At 57.4% G+C, this 16,182-nt stretch carries 17 protein-coding genes; 6 read left to right on the top strand and 11 right to left on the bottom strand.

The genetic code is table 11. The annotated features are described in order from the left end of the window. Nucleotides 1-44: 44 nt before the first annotated feature. Nucleotides 45-3,947 carry an ATP-dependent RNA helicase HrpA gene (gene hrpA / locus VF709_RS05305; RefSeq protein ID WP_149896397.1) on the bottom strand — a complete coding sequence of 1,301 codons (3,903 nt, stop codon included), beginning with the start codon at nt 3,945-3,947 and terminating at the stop codon, nt 45-47. Between the two features lie 204 nt (nt 3,948-4,151). On the opposite strand from hrpA, the gene azoR reads away from it, so the two are divergent. Together azoR and VF709_RS05315 are read left to right on the top strand one after the other, a co-directional pair. Further along, the gene (gene azoR, locus VF709_RS05310) at nt 4,152-4,757 is read left to right on the top strand and encodes an FMN-dependent NADH-azoreductase (RefSeq protein WP_013096706.1); all 606 of its coding nucleotides are present in this window, start codon (nt 4,152-4,154) and stop codon (nt 4,755-4,757) included. A gap of 90 nt (nt 4,758-4,847) precedes the next feature. Continuing rightward, complete coding sequence (locus tag VF709_RS05315; protein WP_038419359.1) at nt 4,848-5,534, top strand: RluA family pseudouridine synthase; 687 nt, start codon at nt 4,848-4,850, stop codon at nt 5,532-5,534. 6 nt (nt 5,535-5,540) lie between these two features. Here the strand turns inward: VF709_RS05315 and VF709_RS05320 are convergent, their stop codons facing one another. Further along, nucleotides 5,541-6,080 carry a DUF2058 domain-containing protein gene (locus VF709_RS05320; protein ID WP_149896398.1) on the bottom strand — a complete coding sequence of 180 codons (540 nt, stop codon included), beginning with the start codon at nt 6,078-6,080 and terminating at the stop codon, nt 5,541-5,543. A 171-nt stretch (nt 6,081-6,251) separates the two neighbouring features. Here VF709_RS05320 and VF709_RS05325 point away from each other — a divergent pair, with 171 nt between their 5' ends. Next, complete coding sequence (locus tag VF709_RS05325) at nt 6,252-7,226, top strand: DUF1852 domain-containing protein (RefSeq protein ID WP_013096709.1); 975 nt, start codon at nt 6,252-6,254, stop codon at nt 7,224-7,226. Between the two features lie 27 nt (nt 7,227-7,253). Further along, the gene (locus VF709_RS05330) at nt 7,254-8,282 is read left to right on the top strand and encodes a methionine synthase (protein ID WP_013096710.1); all 1,029 of its coding nucleotides are present in this window, start codon (nt 7,254-7,256) and stop codon (nt 8,280-8,282) included. Here VF709_RS05330 and VF709_RS05335 read toward each other — a convergent pair whose 3' ends face one another. Beyond that, entirely contained in the window at nt 8,283-9,224 is a 942-nt protein-coding gene (locus VF709_RS05335; protein WP_038419357.1) for a LysR family transcriptional regulator, read from the bottom strand. It lies immediately after the preceding gene. Between the two features lie 96 nt (nt 9,225-9,320). Here VF709_RS05335 and VF709_RS05340 point away from each other — a divergent pair, with 96 nt between their 5' ends. After that, nucleotides 9,321-9,755, top strand: a complete 435-nt coding sequence (locus VF709_RS05340) for a DMT family transporter (protein WP_013096712.1) — start codon at nt 9,321-9,323, stop codon at nt 9,753-9,755. A 4-nt stretch (nt 9,756-9,759) separates the two neighbouring features. Next, nucleotides 9,760-10,218 carry a DMT family transporter gene (locus tag VF709_RS05345; protein ID WP_440231027.1) on the top strand — a complete coding sequence of 153 codons (459 nt, stop codon included), beginning with the start codon at nt 9,760-9,762 and terminating at the stop codon, nt 10,216-10,218. Nucleotides 10,219-10,220: 2 nt separating this feature from the next. On the opposite strand, the gene VF709_RS05350 is transcribed toward VF709_RS05345, so the two are convergent. From VF709_RS05350 to VF709_RS05385, 8 genes are read right to left on the bottom strand one after another with little or no spacing between them, the layout of a single operon-like run. After that, nucleotides 10,221-10,748 carry a DUF3833 domain-containing protein gene (locus VF709_RS05350; protein ID WP_040023249.1) on the bottom strand — a complete coding sequence of 176 codons (528 nt, stop codon included), beginning with the start codon at nt 10,746-10,748 and terminating at the stop codon, nt 10,221-10,223. After that, the gene (locus tag VF709_RS05355; protein ID WP_038419354.1) at nt 10,745-11,269 is read right to left on the bottom strand and encodes a hypothetical protein; all 525 of its coding nucleotides are present in this window, start codon (nt 11,267-11,269) and stop codon (nt 10,745-10,747) included. The genes VF709_RS05350 and VF709_RS05355 overlap by 4 nt, the downstream gene beginning before the upstream one ends. After that, nucleotides 11,266-11,751, bottom strand: a complete 486-nt coding sequence (locus VF709_RS05360) for a DUF2878 domain-containing protein (RefSeq protein WP_440231028.1) — start codon at nt 11,749-11,751, stop codon at nt 11,266-11,268. Before VF709_RS05360 ends, VF709_RS05355 begins: the two co-directional genes overlap by 4 nt. Further along, the gene (locus VF709_RS05365) at nt 11,748-12,968 is read right to left on the bottom strand and encodes an SAM-dependent methyltransferase (RefSeq protein ID WP_038419352.1); all 1,221 of its coding nucleotides are present in this window, start codon (nt 12,966-12,968) and stop codon (nt 11,748-11,750) included. The genes VF709_RS05360 and VF709_RS05365 overlap by 4 nt, the downstream gene beginning before the upstream one ends. After that, on the bottom strand, nt 12,965-13,687 hold the full coding sequence (locus tag VF709_RS05370; protein WP_038419351.1) for a DUF1365 domain-containing protein: 723 nt from the start codon (nt 13,685-13,687) through the stop codon (nt 12,965-12,967). The genes VF709_RS05365 and VF709_RS05370 overlap by 4 nt, the downstream gene beginning before the upstream one ends. After that, nucleotides 13,684-14,946 (bottom strand): NAD(P)/FAD-dependent oxidoreductase, encoded by a 1,263-nt coding sequence (locus VF709_RS05375; protein WP_149896399.1) that lies wholly within the window; start codon nt 14,944-14,946, stop codon nt 13,684-13,686. Before VF709_RS05375 ends, VF709_RS05370 begins: the two co-directional genes overlap by 4 nt. Further along, the gene (locus VF709_RS05380; RefSeq protein WP_020688135.1) at nt 14,943-15,662 is read right to left on the bottom strand and encodes an SDR family NAD(P)-dependent oxidoreductase; all 720 of its coding nucleotides are present in this window, start codon (nt 15,660-15,662) and stop codon (nt 14,943-14,945) included. The genes VF709_RS05375 and VF709_RS05380 overlap by 4 nt, the downstream gene beginning before the upstream one ends. Beyond that, entirely contained in the window at nt 15,659-16,093 is a 435-nt protein-coding gene (locus tag VF709_RS05385; protein WP_440231031.1) for a nuclear transport factor 2 family protein, read from the bottom strand. Before VF709_RS05385 ends, VF709_RS05380 begins: the two co-directional genes overlap by 4 nt. Nucleotides 16,094-16,182 lie beyond the last annotated feature (89 nt).

Here is a 16,182-nt window from a genome sequence, read left to right on the forward strand (position 1 = left end):
CTCACCCCGGCCCTCTCCCACCGGGAGAGGGAGAAAACAGGATGTTAAGCTGAAATCTGCTCCATCGCCTGCAAAATACGTTTATCCGAAATCGGATACGGCGTACCGAGCTGCTGGGCAAAGAAGCTGACGCGTAACTCTTCGATCATCCAGCGGATCGCCTGAACGTCTTCATCGTCACGACGTGCCGGTGGCAGTTTGTTTAACCACTGCTGCCACGCCTGCTGCACGTTTTCAACTTTCAGCATCTGGGCACGGTCACGATGCGGATCGATGGCCATTTTCTCCAGCCGTTTTTCAATCGCCTGCAGGTAACGCAGCGTGTCGCCGAGACGGTTGAAGCCATTGCCGGTGACAAAGCCCCGGTACACCAGGCCCGCCATCTGCGCTTTGACATCCGAAAGCCCCAGCGCCATGGTCATATCCACGCGCCCTTTCAGGCGTTTGTTGATATTGAACACGGTGGTGAGGATCTGCTCGACCTGTTTGGCAATATCCACCACGGTGTCGTTCAGCTCCGCGCGTACCTTTTCATGAAGCTGAGCAAAGCACTCTTCTGACCAGACCGGACCGCCCGCCTCGTGGATCAGCTTGTCCACGCCGCAGGAGATGCAGTCGTCGATCAGATCCAGCACTTTGCCGTACGGGTTAAAGTACAGCCCCAGCTTGGCTTTGTTCGGCAGCTTCTCGTGCAGATACTTGATCGGCGACGGGATGTTGAGCAGCAGCAGGCGGCGCAGCCCGCGCCACATCATCTGCTGCTGTTCCTGCGGGTTATCAAACAGCTTGATCGCCACGCTGTCGCGCTCATCCACCAGCGCAGGCCAGGCCTTCACTTTGTAGTTGCCGCGTTTTTGCTCGTAGCTTTCGGGGAGCTGACCAAAGCTCCAGATGTGCAGCCCGCTCTGCTCAATCCCATCATCCGCCACCGCGGACAAGGTCTCCTGCACTTTGCCTTTCAGCGCCTCTTTCAGCGCGGTGAGCGAACGGCCTTCCTGCAGCTTCTTGTTTTTATCGTCCACCACGCGGAAGGTGATTTTCAGGTGATCGGGCACCTGTTCCCAGTTCCAGTCTTCGCGGTCAATGGTGGTACCGGTCATGCGGCGGAACTCACGCTCCAGCGCATCCAGCAGCGGCAGTTCCAGCGGCGTGACGCGGCCTAAAAACGCTTCGGCGTAGTTAGGGGCCGGAACAAAGTTACGCCGCACCGGTTTCGGCAGCGATTTGATCAGCGCAATCACCAGTTCGCGGCGCAGGCCGGGAATTTGCCACTCAAATCCACTCTCATCCACCTGGTTTAGCAGTGGCAGCGGGATATGAACGGTGACTCCATCCGCGTCCGTTCCCGGCTCAAACTGATAGGTCAGCCGCAGCTTAAGGTTGCCCTGATGCCAGAAGTTCGGGTAGTCGAGCTTACTGACCGACTCCGCCCCTTCTTTAATCAGCATGCTCTTTTCAAAGTTGAGCAGGTCCGGCGTCTCTTTGCTGGCCTTCTTCCACCAGCTGTCAAAGTGGCGGGCGGAAATGACATCGTGGCTGATGCGCTGGTCGTAAAATTCGAACAGCGTCTCGTCATCCACCAGAATGTCGCGACGGCGGGATTTGTGCTCCAGCTCTTCCACTTCGGCACGCAGCTTGAGGTTTTCACGGAAGAAGGCGTGACGCGTCTGCCAGTCGCCCTCCACCAGCGCGTGGCGGATAAACAGCTCGCGGCACAGCGCCGGGTCAATCTGGCTGTAGTTGACCTTACGCGCGGCCACCACCGGCAGGCCGTAGACGGTCACTTTTTCGGTTGCAATCACCGCCCCCTGCGCGCGCTCCCAGTGCGGTTCACTGTATGAGCGTTTCAGCAGGTGTTGCGCCACCGGCTCCACCCATTCCGGATCGATACGCGCGGCAATACGCCCCCACAGACGGCTGGTTTCCACCAGTTCAGCAACCATGGTCCACTTGGGTGGTTTCTTGAACAACCCGGAGCCGGGGAAGATGGAGAAACGGGCGTTGCGCGCGCCGGTATACTCCTGCTTTTCGGCGTCCTTCATGCCGATATGGGACAGCAGTCCGGTCAGCAATGCGATGTGAATCTCTCGGTACTCCGCCGGTTCACTGTTCACCGGAATACCCAGCTCTTTCACCACCTGGCGCAGTTGGGTGTAAATATCCTGCCACTCGCGCACGCGCAGGTAGTTGAGGAAATCCACGCGGCACTGACGGCGGAACTGGTTAGATGACAGCGCTTTCTGCTGCTCGCCGAGGTAGTTCCACAGGTTCACGAAGGCAAGGAAATCCGACTCTTTGTCGTGGAAGCGACGGTGTTTTTCATCCGACGCCTGCTGTTTGTCCATTGGCCGTTCACGCGGATCCTGAATGGAGAGCGCCGAGGTGATGATCATCGCCTCGCGCACACAGCCGTGTTTTTGCGCTTCCAGCACCATGCGCGCCAGACGCGGGTCCACCGGCAACTGGCTGAGCTGCCGTCCCAGCGGCGTCAGTTTATACGCGGTGGCCTGCTCGTCAGTGGTGATCGCCCCCAGCTCTTCCAGCAGGCGTACGCCGTCCTGAATATTGCGTTTGTCCGGCGCTTCGACAAACGGGAAAGCGGCGATATCGCCCAGCCCCAGCGCGGTCATCTGCAGGATGACGGAAGCGAGGTTGGTGCGCAGGATCTCCGGGTCGGTAAACTCCGGGCGGGAGAGGAAATCGTCTTCTGAATAGAGACGAATACAGATCCCCTCCGACACACGTCCACAGCGCCCTTTACGCTGGTTGGCCGACGCCTGTGAAACCGGCTCAATCGGCAGACGCTGTACCTTGGTGCGGTAGCTGTAGCGGCTGATACGCGCCGTACCCGGATCTATCACATACTTGATGCCCGGCACGGTCAGCGAGGTTTCCGCCACGTTGGTTGCCAGCACGATGCGGCGCCCGCTGTGTGGCTGGAACACGCGGTTCTGTTCACTGTTGGAGAGACGTGCGTAAAGCGGCAAAATTTCCGTGTGGCGCAGATCGCGCTTGCTGAGCGCGTCGGCGGTATCGCGGATCTCACGCTCGCCGCTCATAAAGATCAGAATGTCGCCCGCGCTCTCATTGCCCAGTTCGTCAACGGCGTCGAAAATTGCCTGCAACTGGTCGCGCTCGGTATCCTCCGCCTCCTCCACGATCGGGCGATAGCGCACTTCTACCGGATAGGTACGACCGGAGACTTCAATAATCGGTGCGTTATTGAAATGTTTTGAGAAACGCTCCGGGTCGATGGTCGCGGAGGTGATGATAATTTTCAGATCCGGGCGACGCGGCAGTAGCTCTTTCAGGTAGCCGAGCAGGAAGTCGATGTTCAGACTGCGCTCGTGCGCCTCATCAATAATGATGGTGTCGTACTGCATCAGCAGACGATCCTGCTGAATTTCCGCCAGCAGGATACCGTCGGTCATCAGCTTGACCATGGTGTTATCGCTCACATGGTCGCTGAAACGCACCTTATAACCGATGCAGCCGCCCGGCTCCGTTTGCAGCTCCTCGGCAATACGGTTCGCCACGGTACGCGCCGCCAGACGACGCGGCTGGGTATGACCAATCAGGCCCTTCACTCCGCGGCCGAGCTCCATACAGATTTTTGGCAGCTGTGTGGTTTTACCCGAGCCGGTCTCCCCCGCCACGATCACCACCTGGTGGTCGCGCACGGCGTTGAGGATCTCCTGCTTCTTCTGACTGACGGGCAGGTTTTCCGGATAGGTGATTGCCGGACGAGCCGCTTCGCGCAGCACAACTTTCCCTGCCGCCTGTTCAATCGCTTTCGCCATCTCCTGGAAAATGGCCTGTTGTGCATCAGGATTTTTAACCTTCTTCACCCCGTGCAAGCGGCGAGCAAAGCGCTGTTTATCGCGCAGCATCAGTGAATCAAGCTGTTGCAGGAGCATCGGGAAGGTCAATTTTTGTTGTTCTGTCATAGCATTAACGGGCAGTGCACTGCCGGATAAAATCTCTTTGTAATGATTGCTATAGAGTACCACATCAGCGCTTTCCACGCCTTATTCAAAAAATTCGAACATAGGCTTCGATATATTGCGCTATCTCTGTGGCAGGATTGTGAATAAAGTGTCAACAAGCAACGGGGCAACCCCCTTCAATCAAATGCAAAACAGGAATCACCCATGAGCAAAGTATTAGTTTTGAAATCCAGTATTCTGGCAGGGTACTCTCAGTCTGGTCAGCTGTCTGATTACTTCGTTGAACAGTGGCGTGAACACCATTCCGCAGACCAAATCACCGTGCGTGACCTGGCTGCAAACCCAATTCCTGTGCTGGATGGCGAGCTGGTTGGCGCGCTGCGTCCAAGCGATGCACCGCTGAGCCCACGCCAGCAGGAAGCCCTGGCGCTCTCTGATGAGCTGATTGCTGAACTGCAGGCGCACGACGTTATCGTGATCAACGCCCCAATGTACAACTTCAACATCCCAACCCAGCTGAAGAACTACTTCGACCTGGTGGCTCGCGCTGGTGTTACCTTCCGTTACACCGAAAATGGCCCGGAAGGTCTGGTGAAAGGCAAGCGTGCCATCGTGCTGACCAGCCGTGGCGGTATTCATAAAGATACCCCAACCGACCTGGTTGCGCCGTACATGAGCCTGTTCCTGGGCTTCATCGGGATCACCGACGTGAACTTCGTGTTTGCAGAAGGTATCGCTTACGGTCCTGAAGTGGCGACCAAAGCACAGACCGACGCGAAAGCCGCGATCGACAGCCTGGTGGCAGCCTAAGATTTCCCCCTCTCACCGCCCGGTGAGAGGGTTTTTCTTTTCTCCCGCATTTCGTTATCATCCGCTCCCACTCTCCAGCCGGGCGGCCTGATGTCTGCGATTATTGATTCTTTTATTGCCCCACCGTGTCATGACGACATTGAGATCCTCTGGCAGGATGAACATCTGCTGCTGATCAATAAACCTTCCGGTCTGCTTAGCCTCTCGGGTAAAAATCCGCAAAATCTCGATTCGGTGCACTATCGTCTGGTTCAAAACTTCCCTGGCTGCACGCTGGTGCATCGCCTGGATTTTGGCACGTCCGGCCTGATGGTGATTGCACGTAATAAGGCGATCAACGCCGCATTGTGCCAGCAGTTCAGCCAGCGCAGCGTGGAAAAAGTCTACAGTGCCCTGCTTTGCGGCCACCTGGAAAACGATGAAGGGGTGATTGATGCGCCGATTGCCAAAGATCCGGCGCTGTTTCCGCTGATGTCGATCTGTGCCGTTAACGGCAAACCCGCCCGTTCCCGCTATCGGGTGGTGGAACGCCTGCATCAAAACGCGGCGATGCCGCTCACGCGGGTAGAACTGACGCCTGAAACCGGGCGAACCCACCAGTTGCGCATTCACTGTCAGCTGCTGGGCCACCCGATTTTAGGCTGCGATTTATATGGGGGACGGGCGTGGCCTGGCAGCGGAACAACGCCGAGGCTGATGCTGCATGCCAGTCAGTTGAATTTTATTCATCCGGTGAGCGGCGAGCCGGTTAACGCCCGTCACGCCGCACCGTTCTGAGCCGTCTTACCACATCAAATCGTCAGGGATTTTGAAATCGGCATACGGATCGTCTTCATCCTGCTCTTCCTGACTCAGGGCGCTGTTTAGCACAATACTGTCGGCATCGCGCTGGGCAATTTTATCCGCCACCACCGCCGGGATAATGGCGTATTCGTAGTCGCCATTAGCGTTAATCACCAGACGCGCGATGGCCAGACGACCGTTAATCAACTGGGTCTGGGTTGCCTTATCCACCTCGATTTTTTTGATCAGATTGCCGTCGGTGAAGTTAAAGGTGATGTTGCCTTTTGCCACCGTGATGCGGTTCATCTCAATCAACTGCTTCACCTGCGCCTTAAACTCTTTGGCGAGCACGGCCTGTTTTTGCTGCTCGCTCAACTGTTTGTCACGCTCAAGCTGCGCTTTTTTGTTCTCTTCTACCGCCTCTCTGGCCTCACGCGCCTGCACGCGGGATTTCTTGGCCGTGCGCTGAACTTTGGCCATTTTCTTGCTGGAGACTAAGCCCGCTTTCAGCATCTGCTCTTGTAAGGTGAGTTTTGTCATGAGTGTGTTTAAACCGGTTGGAAATTTTGGGCAGTATAACTGGAACTGAGCAGTTCATGAAGTTCGCTCATGTTGCTGTGAAATTAAGTCACTTCCCCTGCGCCACCGCGTCAGGCATAAATTATGCATTGATAACTTCCTGGCAACATGAACTTAGGATGCATAACCAAGATGAGTAAAGCTTTTACATTTACCCTTAAGCGCAGTTGCTTCGATGAAAATTATAACCCGTCAGAGAATACGCGTACGACCACCAACTTTGCCAACCTCGCCCGCGGGGAAAAGCGTCAGGAGAACCTGCGTAATACTCTGGTGATGATCAATAACCGCTTTAACGCCCTGGCGCGCTGGGATAACCCCAATGCCGATCGTTACGCGGTCGAGCTTGAGATCGTCTCTGTGGATCTGAATATTGGTGCGGAGAAAACCTTCCCGGCCATTGAAATATTGCAAACCACAATCGTCGATAAAAAAACCAACGAACGCATCGACGGTATTGTCGGCAATAACTTCTCCTCTTACGTGCGCGATTACGATTTCAGCGTCCTGCTGCTGGAGCATAATAAAAACCAGCCCCATTTCACCATTCCGGAGAAGTTTGGTGTCTTGCACGGCAATATCTTCCGCCATTTTGTTAATTCACCGGAATACCGGGAGAATTTCAAAAAAGCACCGGTGATTTGCCTGAGCGTGTCCAGCAAAGACACTTATCGTCGCACGGGTAACCAGCACCCGGTGCTGGGCATTGAGTACACGCCGGATGGCGAGTCATTGACGGAGCAGTACTTCGCGAAAATGGGCCTGAAGGTACGCTATTTCATGCCTGAAAACAGCGTGGCGCCGTTTGCCTTCTTCTTCACCGGCGATTTGCTCAGTGATTACACCAATCTTGAACTGATCGCCACCATCAGCACGATGGAGACGTTCCAGAAGATCTATCGCCCGGAAATTTATAACGCTAACTCGGCAGCAGGACACTGCTATCGCCCCGACCTGAATCAGCAGGATCACTCATTAACCAAAATTGTTTATGACCGTGTCGAACGCAGCCAGCTGGCCATTGAGCAGGGTAAATTCACGGAAGAACAATTTATTAAGCCTTACAAACACGTACTCGAGCAGTGGTCTGATAACTACGCGCGTTAATTAATCGAATTTAAAAGGGTTATACATATGAAAACATTGCTCCCGACGTCAACCGCTGGCAGCCTGCCTAAGCCCACCTGGCTTGCACAACCTGAAACGCTGTGGTCACCGTGGAAATTAGAGGATCAGGAGTTACTGGCCGGTAAGCAGGATGCACTGCGTTTATCGCTTGATGAGCAGATCCGCGCGGGGATTGATATCGTCAGCGATGGCGAACAGACGCGCCAGCACTTTGTGACCACCTTTATTGAACACCTCAGCGGCGTGGATTTTGAAAACCGTCAGACCGTGCGCATTCGTAACCGCTACGATGCGAGCGTGCCGACGGTGGTCAGCGCCGTGGCGCGTCAAAAACCGGTGTTCGTGGACGACGCAAAATACTTACGCCAGCTCACGGATAAGCCAATCAAGTGGGCCCTGCCGGGGCCAATGACCATGATCGACACCCTTTACGACGCGCACTATAAAAGCCGCGAAAAGCTGGCCTGGGAGTTCGCTAAAATCCTCAATCAGGAGGCAAGAGAGTTAGAGGCCGCAGGTGTCGATATCATTCAGTTTGATGAGCCGGCATTTAATGTCTTTTTTGATGAGGTCAACGACTGGGGGATTGCGGCGCTGGAACGTGCCATTGAAGGGCTGAAATGCGAAACAGCGGTACACATCTGCTACGGATACGGCATCAAGGCCAATACCGACTGGAAAAAGACCCTTGGCTCAGAATGGCGTCAGTATGAAGAGGCGTTTCCTAAGCTTCAGACATCGAATATCGACATCATCTCGCTGGAGTGTCACAACTCCCGCGTGCCGATGGATCTGCTGGAGCTGATCCGCGGCAAAAAAGTGATGGTAGGCGCCATCGACGTGGCAACCAACACCATTGAAACCGCGGAAGAAGTGGCTGACACCCTGCGTAAAGCGCTGCAGTTTGTCGATGCCGACAAGCTTTACCCGTCAACCAACTGCGGTATGGCGCCGCTTTCCCGTCAGGTTGCCAACGGTAAGCTGAAGGCGCTGAGCGCCGGAGCCGCGATTATCCGCAACGAGCTTGGCGCGTAATCACCTGCCCTGCGTTTGCCAGTAGAGCGGCGTACCGAAACACCCGACGTAATGATCAATCACCGCCCTGACGTTAAGGGGCGGATGCCGCGCGTTTGGGTAGATCGCCGCAATATTCAGGGGCTCCGTATGAATGGCGCACTCCAGCCCTGGCAGGAGTGCGACCAGTTCGCCCTGCTGCACGCGGTCGCCAATCAGCCAGTCCGGAAACAGCACAATTCCCATCCCGCCCAGCGCGGCAGCAAGCAGCGATTCCGCATTATTTGACGTCATTAATGGCATCACCGGGTAGTGCACCCACTCCTCCCCCGCACCGCGCAACAGCCAGCGGTTAGGCCCCGACGAACCACGGTAGACCAGGCATTTATGATGCGCCAGATCGTCCGGCCCTTGCGGCGCGCCGTGCTGTCGCAGATAGTCCGGCGAGGCGGCCAGATGGTAGCGCTGCTGACCAAAAATGCGCGCGTGAAAGGTGGAGTCCGTCAGCACGCCGATGCGAAAGATCACGTCGGCGGCATTCTTGTGCGGGTCGATAAAATCATCGGTCAGCGTCAGCTCGATATTCAGCCGCGGATAGCGCGCCGTCAGACCAGGCAGCCCTGGCGCAATGTGCCGCTGGCCGAAAAAGACCGGTGCATTAATGCGGATCGTGCCGGAAGGCTCCGTTGAACGTGCATCCAGCTCCCGACGAGCCTCCTCAAAACTCGTCATCATCTCCCTGGCATAGCGGATAAACAGATGACCACTTTCTGTGGGGATCACCGCCCGGGTATTGCGGTAAAAAAGCTGCTGGCCGAGTGCGTCCTCAAGCTGGTGGATAATGCGCGAAACCTGCGAGGCGGAAAGGCCCTCGCGGCGCGCGACCACGGAAAAGTTTTCGGCTTCAAAAACCGCGATAAAAATCTTCAGCGAACGGAGGTTCATGCTCCCGGCGTCGTACATTCGTGCATATCCTGCAAAGGTGTTTCCTGCATTATGGCATTTTTCTCATGACCAGACCGACGTAATCTTCTCCGCCTGCAAAACGGAGGAATAACAATGCAGCTTGTTTTGATTTTACTGGTAATTGCCGGGGGGATGGGGCTTTCCGTAGAGGCTGGCCTGCTGGGGCCGCTGGGTGGAAAAGTCGGTGATTTATGGGCCACGTTCAGCATTTTTGGCGTCGGGGCCGCGCTGACGTTTCTGCTGATGCTGTTCTTCAGCCCGCGCAACAGCCCGTCGTTTTTTGCCCAGCCCGGCTGGCAGTTGCTCGGCGGGGTACTTGGCCCGGTGTACGTGGTGATCCTGACCCTCGCCACCCCGGCCATCGGCATCGCCCTGACGATGATTGGCATTCTGGCGGGGCAGGTTTTTAAAAGCCTGCTGATCGACCATTACGGTCTGCTGGGCACACCGCACAGGAAGATCAACGCGAAACGGATCGTCGCGCTGGGTTTTATTATTGCGGCACTGATTCTGGTCGCACAGGGGTAACACGATGACACTGATGATGATTATTCTGGCCGTGTGCGGCGGCGCGACGCTGAGCATTCAGGCGGCGATCAACGGGCAATTCGGCAGCCGCGTGGGCGTATTCAAAAGCGCGTTCCTGACGTTCTCCGTTGGCGCGCTGGTCACCGCCTTGCTGATTTTTTTCTTTGAACCAAAACAGACAGTCACCCTGCTGGACGTGCCGAAATGGCAGCTTCTCGGGGCGATGTTTGGCGTGCCGTACATTGTGATCATGGTCGTGGCGGTGCAGCGCATCGGCACCGCCGTCGCCACGGTCGCGGTGATTTTTGGTCAGCTCACCATGAGTATGCTGATTGATAACTTTGGCTGGCTGGGCAATGCGGCCATTCCGTTTTCGATGAGCCGACTGGCCGCTGTCCTCTGCCTGGGTATTGCGCTGTTTTTCATTTACTCAGGCAGTAAAAACGCCCCTCCCCACGAGTAACGTTACGCCTTGCGAGTAAAGAACAGCGTCACCGTGGCGACGGTGACGCCAAATTTCTTCATCTCGGTTTTATTAAACAGGTGTGTACCATCCTGCAGGTACATCCAGTCGTCGAAGTGCAGCAGCCAGGTGCTGCCGTTGGCCTTCACGTTCATGCTGTACCGCCAGTTGAAGGCATTGCCCGCCGCCTGCCCCGTCGCCACGCCGTCAATATCGCCCGCCGTGCCCTCATAACGATCGGTCGCCACGCGGCGGATATGCCATACCCGCTGCTGTTTTTCACCATCGTCGTAGACAAAATGTTCATTCAGCGTCAGCGTGTCGCCAATCACGTCCCCGGCAATCTCCACGTGGAAGCGGCGGAGCTGCTTCCCGCTGCGATCCTGCACCATCCCCCACGCTTCCGTTTTGCCCTGAAAATAGTGGAATATATCAAGCCGCGGCTGCTGCTGGCGGTACTCCGTCACGTCCGTGCTGCAGCCTGCCAGCAACATCGTCGCACCCAGCGCCATGATCAAAAAACGTTTCATTGTTGTCCTCCGATTAACTGCTGACGCAGCTCAGGGTATTGCGTGCGGGGATCAAGCCAGATCCCCAGAAAACGGGTGCTGAACGCTTGCGACTGAGGCGGCCCCAGGGGTCTGAAAGTGCCCGATGCGGCAGGCGCGCGGTACCAAAACTGTCCTTGCTTATCGTTAAGCACGAACGCCAGCTGCGCCCCCGGCCCGACATCCGGCCACAGCGAGGCAAGCATTTGCAGCCAGGCTTCGCTCTGCGGTTCCTGCTGCAAAACCCCCTGTGCTCGCCACTGGTCGCGGGTTGCCTCGACCAGGTCTTCACTGTCGATGTCACGCGCGTAGGTGATAATGAGCGCCTGATCCTTCATCTTGCCGGTGTAGCGCCCTTCAGGGGTGCGCAACTGGGAGGTATAAACGGTGAAAGGCCCCCAGGTCAGCGTGGCATCCCCCACCTTACGCCAGCCAAGCCAGTCGGCGGCCTGGGCGAAAGGCGTCAGGGTGATGAGCCAGAGGAACAGGAGTGCGGCTCTCATTGTTGCCTCCCTGTCAGCAGGTGGTAAAACAGCATCAGCACCAGCCAGCCCGACACCATCCAGCTGACGACGATAAAGATTGGCTCCAGAAAGGCGATGGCACCGAGCCGCTCACCGATAAGATACGCCACCGGACCGCCCACGGAAGCCAGCAGCATCAGCATCCAGCCGGGTAACGTTGTGGTGCGGGTGAGCTGCGTCCAGACGGTGGCAAACATCAGCCACAGCGCCACCATCCACACGGGCATCAGCGATTCACCGGTGAAGGCGATCAGCCCCGTCAGCGCCCAGAGTGCATCCAGCAGAGTGCCCGCGAGTGCCAGCAGAATGGCATAAACGCGGTGTGCAGGCGGCAACATCAGGCAGGCGAAGATCGCCAGCACGCACCAGATAATCAGGCCACGCTCGCGAAACAGCACCACCAGCGTCCAGTAGAGATCGAACGCGATAGCCAGGGCGAAAACCTGCACGTAACGTTTCATACGCGCTCGGCGGTCAGTTGCACCACGCTGATGGTGCGGGCGTTAAACCCGGCTTCGCAGTAGCCAAAGTAATAGAGCCACATCCGACGAAACCGCTCATCAAATCCCAGTTTTTCAATCTCCTGCCAGGCATGGAGAAAGCGCTGACGCCAGTGCGCCAGCGTGCGCGCGTAGTCCGGCCCCATATCAAACAGGTTGCGCACCACAAAATCGGTATGGCGCGTCATCAGCGCATTCATCGCCGTTATGCTCGGCAAAAAGCCGCCGGGGAAGATATACCGCTGTATAAAATCCACGCTTTTGCTGTAGTCGCGATACCGCTGATCCTGAATGGTGATGGCCTGGATCGCCATGCGCCCACCCGGACGCAGACGCGCCTGACATGTGCGGAAGAACGTTGGCAGATAGCGTTGCCCGACAGCTTCAATCATCTCAATCGACACCAGCTTGTCGTACTCGCCGGTTAAATCGCGATAGTCGCAGAGCAACACCTCAACGCGGTCCTGCAGACCGGCCCGGGCGATCCGCTCTGTCGCCCAGCGATACTGCTCCTGCGACAGCGTGGTGGTGGTCACCCGGCAGCCGTAGTGACGGGCCGCGTATTCCGCCATCGCCCCCCAGCCGGTGCCAATCTCCAGCAGATGATCGCTTGGGTTCAGCGCCAGCTGTTCGCACAGACGCGCCATTTTCGCCCGCTGCGCGTCGCCAAGATCTTGCTCCTCCCCGCTAAACAGCGCGCTGGAATAGAGCAACTCCTTGTCCAGAAAATGGGCATAAAACGCGTTACCCAGATCGTAATGCGCCGCAATGTTTTCCCGCGCCTGCGCCCGGGAGTTGCGCCGCGTCCAGTGGCGAAGCCGCTCCAGCGGTCTGCCAAGCAGGCGGAACCCGTTTTCGAGCCGCCCCAGTACCTGGCTGTTTAGCGCAAGCAGTTGCAGAAGCGGCGTGAGCTGCGTGGTTTCCCATTCGCCGTCCATCCAGGCTTCCGCCGCGGCCAGACTGCCCCCGGTCAGGACGCGCCAGTAGACGCCCGGGCTGAGGATCTCAACGTCGGCATGCAGCGCGGCAGACAGCTCACCGAAATGAAAGGTCTGCGCCCCTTCACGCAGCGTGAGCGAGCCGCCACGAAGGCCGCTCAGCACGCGAAAGAGCAGCCAGCGCGCGACGCGAACGTTGCGCGGGATATCGGGTTCAAGCGCAAAGACAGGATCGGTCATGAGCGTTCACTCCTGCTGACAGGATGGTTATACAGAGGCACGCGCTTAAGCCACAGCCGCAGCGCCTGCCAGTAAATCGCGAAAACGGTTTTGAGCGTCATCAGCGGAATACGCAGCAGCAGTCCACGCAGTGCCGGGCGGGTCAGCGGCGCGCGGCGAAGCGCCAGCGTGGCATCAAATACCTTTGACGCCTGATGATTTTCAATGTGCATATGCAGCGTGTTATCCGGGTTGTTGAAGCGCCAGTGGTAAATCATGTCCATGGGGTTAAACGGAGAAACGTGAAAGGCTTTCTCCGTGGGCTGGGCGTGCTGACCATTGACGGCGTAATAATGTCGTTCGTTCCAGGGCGTATTGCGCACTTCGGCCAGCACCCAGCGCAGCGTCTCTGCCGGGTCATAGCAGTAGTAAAAATTGACGGGATTAAAATGAAAGCCGAAGTAGCGCAGCTGCGTCAGGAGCATCACCCGCCCCTCAGGACGTTCGCCGGTCAGGCTTTCCAGCCGATTCAGCACGTTCTCTTTAAGCGGCGAACCCAGCGGATAATCCGCATCATGGAACGATGCGGCGGCAAACCGGTTGCGCCGCACGCCAACGGTGGGCAACTTATCCAGCTCGTCGAGATCGAGCCAGGCCATAAAGACGCCGTAGCTGAACTCATGCGTTTTCGGCTGGAGACGGCGGTGGCGTAATACGCCGTGATAGAGGCAACTGTTCATCGGTTTCCCTCCCCGGCTGTTATCGCATTAACGATGTCCAGCGCGCTGCGCACGCCATCTTCATGAAAGCCGTTGTACCAGTACGCGCCGCAGAACCAGCTCCGCTGGTGACCGTTGATTTCGCTGCGGCGCGCCTGTGCCCGCCAGCTTTGCGGGTTAAACAGTGGATGTTCATACACGAAGCGCCGCAGCACGAAGCGTTCGTCCACTGGCGTTTCCGGGTTTAAGGTGACGCAGAACAGCGGGCTACCGGCGGGCAGCCCCTGCAAGATATTCATGTTGTACGTTACGCAGGCGCTGGCCTGATCCTGTTCGCTCAGGCGGTAGTTCCAGCTGGCCCAGGCGCGCTGACGCACCGGCAGCCAGCGCGGATCGCTGTGCAGCACCACCTCGTTACGTTGCCAGCCAATATCGCCCAGCACCTCCTGCTCAGCGGCGGAAGGTGCGTCGAGGATGGTCAGCGCCTGGGCGGAGTGACAGGCAAAAATCACCTGATCAAAACGGTGGCTCGATTCTTCAAGATGGAGGGTGACCCCCTGTGCATCACGGCTTACCCGCTGCACCGGCGCGTTGAGGTGCAGCGTGAGCCGGTCACCCAGCTGTGCCAGAATAGCGCGGATATACTCCCGCGAGCCGCCGGGCACCACGTACCATTGCGGGCGCTGAGTGATATCCAGCAGACCATGATTCTCAAAGAAGCGTAAAAAGAGCGGCAGCGGAAAACGTTTCATCTCCTGTAGCGACGACGACCAGATGGCCGCCCCCATCGGGAGAATATAATGACGCGCAAAGAACGGCGTAAAGCGATGCTGTTCCAGGAACGTTTGCAGCGTCGCGCCGGGCTCCACGTCCTCTTTCAGAGCCTGTTTCGCCAGGCGATTAAAACGGACAATCTCCCCAAGCAAACGCCAGAACGCCGGGTTCACCAGGTTACGACGTTGTGCAAAGAGCGTCGTCAGGGTGTGGCCGTTGTACTCCAGCCCACTTTGCGGATTGTGTACCGAGAAGCTCATCTGCGTTTTTTGCCCGCTGATGCCCAGCTCGCTAAGCAGCCCCATAAAGCGCGGATAGGTGCGGTCGTTGTAGACGATAAAACCGGTGTCGATGGCGTAGGTACCCTGTGGCGTCGGCACGTCAACCGTGGCGGTATGGCCGCCGGGGGTGGCACCGGCTTCAAACAGGGTGACCTCATGATGGCCGGCAAGGCGCCAGGCGCAGGTCAGCCCGGCGATGCCGCTGCCGATAATGGCGATCTTCATGAGCGCACCATCCTGCGCAGCAGTGCACGCTGTAAGAACGCTGGCAGCCCGGAAAGCAGCCGCAGCGTCAGACCAAATCCCGCTGGAAACGCGATGTGGTTTTTCCCTTTTTCCAGGCCACGGCGAATGGCTTTTACCGCCTCTTCAACGCTCACCCTGCCCGGCATGGCGAAATCATTTTTGCGGGTCAGCGGGGTGTCGACAAAACCGGGCGATACCACGGTGACTGCAATCCCTTTTGGCTCCCAGTCGAGACGCAGGCTCTGCGCAAACCAGGTGAGCGCGGCTTTGGATGCGCCGTACGCTTCAGCGCGTGGAAACGTCAGCCAGTGAGCCATAGAGCTCACCAGCACCACACGGTTACCGGCCACAAGCTGCGGCTGCAGCGCGGCGAGGCAATTGACAGGCCCCTGAAAGTTAGTGGTCATCACCCGCTCTACCAGCGCGGCGTCCACCACGCCATGTTCCAGATATTCGCAGGTTCCGGCACAGAGGATCGTCAGGTCGGCCGCGCAGCCCGTCAGCGCCTGGCGACAGGCGTCCCTGTCTGTCATATCGAACAGGCGTACCGTAATGTTTGAACTGTGCTGATGCAGGGCTTCCAGACGCGCCGGATCCCGCCCGCAGGCGATGACATGGTGACCGTCACGGGCAAAAGATTGCGCCAGCCCCGCCCCAATGCCTGAACTGGCGCCGGTGATCAGGACCGTCATCATGATTTTACCCTCCGCTTCACGCCGCGAACCGCCCAGCCAAGCAAAGGCAGATGTTCGTAGATCATCTCTCCGGCATCGTAGTAGTCCCGCTGGCGAATAATCCGATCCTTTTCCACGTCCACCACGGAGCAGCCAGGCAGTTCCAGAGGCTCGCCACCGGCAATGCGCGGGTGCGACCAGTGCATGACCCAGGTGACAACAAAGCGATGCTCGCCGATCAAAGGGGAATCAAGCGTGAAACGACAGTGTTCGACATTCGCCAGCAGATGGGTGAAATAGCGCTGCAGGGCGAACAGGCCGTTATGTTCACCAAACGGATCGGTAAGCGTGGCATCGGGATGGTAAAGCCCCGCCAGCGCCGAGGGCGGCTGGGAATCCAGCGCGGTGTAGTAATCAACAAACCGACTGATGACTTCAGGCAAAAGGTTCATGGGTCACATCCTGGCGGTAAACAACGTAGCGTAAGCGCATAATTAAAACTTACACAATTCGAGTTATTTGTCCAAGTTTGTGCAGAAAT

Origin of the sequence: Enterobacter sp. Lyrl_3 (assembly GCF_051948675.1) — a bacterium.
GTDB lineage: Bacteria > Pseudomonadota > Gammaproteobacteria > Enterobacterales > Enterobacteriaceae > Enterobacter > Enterobacter cloacae.